This window comes from Pseudomonas sp. SIMBA_068 (assembly GCF_046534705.1).
Lineage (GTDB): Bacteria > Pseudomonadota > Gammaproteobacteria > Pseudomonadales > Pseudomonadaceae > Aquipseudomonas > Aquipseudomonas putida.
In genome coordinates this window covers 1-1,763 of record NZ_JAWRYI010000031.1, presented here as the reverse complement: position 1 = coordinate 1,763, position 1,763 = coordinate 1, and the positions used below count along the sequence as shown (strand labels likewise).

Below are 1,763 nucleotides of genomic sequence, written 5' to 3'. Positions count from 1 at the left end.
ATCAACAACCATTCGGAGCTGTACTTCAAGCTGACCGATGGCACGACGGTTGTTGTGGCTGCCAACAGCACCACCGGCTCGGCCACTGCAACTGCGCCGGATAACGTCTATGTCGGGACTAACCAGCCGGTAGTTAACGCTATCGACGCCGTCAGCGGCGCGGACGCGTGGAAGTTTGAAAACCTGAACCTGGACAAGACCCCTGTCAGCACCCAGGTTACTGACGAGCCAGGTACCCCAGGCAACGAAGGCGATATCGTCAAGGTCACCATCACCGCTGACCAGACCTCGGTGGCGGAAAACGTCAAACCAACGTTCACTGTGCACGTCAACCAGCCGCTGGACCACGATCTGGTCGTGACCCTGAGCAACAATGCTCAGGTCACCATCAAGGCCGGTGAGACCAGCGTGCCGTACACCCACGATGCGCAAGGCGACGACGTTTACAACGATGCCGGTGAGATCAGCGTTGGCATCAAGTCGGCGGTAGACGCTACCGGTGCGACCTTCGAGAACCTGGAGTTGGGCGGCGCTGCGAAAGTGGATGTCACCGACACCACCGACGAAGTCGTGGCCAAGCTGACCGCAACACCTTCGGTCACCGAAGGCGGTGAGATCACCTACACCATCACCCTGACCAACAAAGATGGTCTGCCGATCAACAACCACGGTGCCTTGACCTTCACGCTGAGCGACGGCAAGACCGTCATCACCGTACCGGCCAATGGCACCAGCGGTTCGATCAGCGTGACTGCTCCGGATAACGTCTACGTCGGCAGCAACCCTGCAGTGGTCAACTCCATTGCGACCGTTGCGGGCGCGGATGTCGGCAAGTTCGAGCAACTGACCCTCGACAAGACTCCAGTCAGCACCACCGTTACCGATGAGCCAGGTACCCCGGGCAACCCAGGTGGCAACAACGAAGGCGATCTGGTCAAAGTCACCATCACGGCCGACCAGACTTCGGTAGCGGAAAACGTCAAACCGACGTTCACCGTGCACATCAACCAGCCGCTGGACCACGACCTGGTCGTGACCCTGAGCAACAACGCTCAGGTCACCATCAAAGCCGGTGACACCAGCGCGCCGTATACCCACGATGCGCAGGGCGACGACGTCTACAACGACGCCGGTGAAATCAGCGTTGGCATCAAATCGGCTGTGGACGCCACCGGTGCGACTTTCGAAAACCTGGAGTTGGGTGGCGCTGCGAAAGTGGATGTCACCGACACCACCGACGAAGTCGTGGCCAAGCTGACCGCGACCCCTTCGGTCACCGAAGGCGGCGAGATCACCTACACCATCACGCTGACCAACAAAGACGGTCTGCCGATCAACAACCACGGCGCGCTGACCTTCACGCTGAGCGACGGCAAGACCGTCATCACCGTACCGGCCAATGGCACCAGCGGTTCGATCACCGTGACTGCTCCGGACAACGTCTATGTCGGCAGCAACCCTGCAGTGGTCAACTCCATTGCGACCGTTGCGGGCGCTGACGTCGGCAAGTTCGAGCAACTGACCCTGGACAAAACCCCGGTCAGCACCACCGTTACTGACGAGCCAGGCACTCCGGGCAACGAAGGCGACCTGGTCAAAGTCACCATCACGGCCGACCAGACTTCGGTGGCCGAGAACGTCAAACCGACCTTCACCGTGCATGTGAACCAGCCGCTGGACCACGATCTGGTCGTGACCCTGAGCAACAACGCTCAGGTCACCATCAAGGCCGGCGAAACCAGCGCGCCGTACGAGCACGCTGC

General features: G+C 60.3%; 1 protein-coding gene. It reads left to right on the top strand.

The window, feature by feature from the left end:
* The coding region (locus tag SB756_RS27980) for an immunoglobulin-like domain-containing protein (RefSeq protein WP_410912731.1) at positions 1–1,763 on the top strand (1,763 nt) is incomplete at both ends.